The organism is Acinetobacter endophylla (assembly GCF_053543775.1).
Window position 1 is genome coordinate 1 of the sequence record NZ_JBLVOM010000086.1, and the last position, 1,234, is coordinate 1,234.

Annotated in this window: 2 protein-coding genes; both read left to right on the forward strand. The window is 44.2% G+C overall.

Annotated elements, in window-relative coordinates; all coding sequences use genetic code 11:
* The first annotated feature begins 130 nt into the window (after positions 1 to 130).
* Complete coding sequence (locus ACNPNW_RS05320) at positions 131 to 718, forward strand: HNH endonuclease (RefSeq protein WP_448766648.1); 588 nt, start codon at positions 131 to 133, stop codon at positions 716 to 718.
* Positions 719 to 809: 91 nt separating this feature from the next.
* Positions 810 to 1,234, forward strand: a 425-nt coding sequence (locus ACNPNW_RS05325; protein WP_448766649.1) for a hypothetical protein, incomplete at its 3' end; no start/stop codon positions are given.

The following is a 1,234-nucleotide window of genomic DNA, read 5'->3' on the forward strand; positions in this document are numbered from 1 at the left end:
AAGCTGACTACACGTCGAGTACTGTTACTTACTGCGCTAGATGCAGTCGATAAAATCATTCATCTGAAGATCACAGATAAATTACGCAATAAGATTCTTAATCGTTCAATCAAATTGGTTCCAGTGGATCATGAAGAAAGCACCTCAGAAAGCTAAACGACCTTGTTCACACCAGGCATGCAGCGGTTACGCAACCAATCAAGGCTATTGCGATAAACATCAAGCCAAGATCAAACAGCGTGATCGTGATCGCGGTACGGCTCACCAGCGCGGCTATGATGCGCGTTGGGAGAAGGAACGCACAGTGTTCCTGGAATCGAATCCGTTGTGTGTCGATCACAAGAAGCGTGGCTACATCGAAGTTGCAACCGTGGTCGATCATATTGTTCCGCACAAGGGTGATAAGCAACTTTTCTGGGACAAGTTGAACTGGCAGCCATTGTGCAAGCCATGTCATGACCGCAAGACAGCAACAGAAGATCGTGGTGCATGGGTGCCACAGTACACACCAAGCAAAGCAAACCTGAACAGCATCAACCCATTCTTTGCGGGTGATCAAGTCCAGGCAATGACTGGTGTGGCCTTTGAGACCATGCAATGCAGTGAATACGATATCTTCACGGTGATTGAATCAGACAGCAAATCCATTGTTGTGAAAGACTTTGATGAATGGACACATCGCTTGCACCATTCGCATTTCAAGAAAGCAGAAGCTTAACCCTTTCGTACTCTCCACAAGTGAACGAAACCAAGCAGCTCACCTTCGGGTGGGCTGCTTTGCTTTACAACAATAAGAATAAGGAATTGAAATGAAGCATGAAGATTTTGAGAAAGTTATAGAAAGCTTACCGAGTTACCAGCGTCTGGCATTCATTCATGGTGAACGACTCTTCAATCGGGATGAATGTGGATATCGGATTGTTTACTTGCAAGCTCTCTATGAGCTGGCATCAAGACCTACTGGAATCATCGTTACATCTGAAAAGCTATCGAAACAACAGCGTGAAGAGTTACTTGCTGAACTTGTTGAAATAGATATCACGGCATTGGGTGATGGTGAACCCAAGTCAATCATCGTTCCAATCGATGAATCATATATTCGTCCAGTTCCACCAAGACTGCAATCACTTGTTAAGTATCCAGAGAGCGATGACCAGGATGATGCACTAACTGATGGTCAGGTCTGGGTCGCCATTGGAATAATGATTTTAATAATTTTAATTATTTCATTTTG

Bases quoted from the DNA above. Each gene is read 5' to 3' on its own strand.
- ACNPNW_RS05320 (WP_448766648.1), top strand. From the start codon at position 131: ATGAAGAAAGCACCTCAGAAAGCTAAACGACCTTGTTCACACCAGGCA.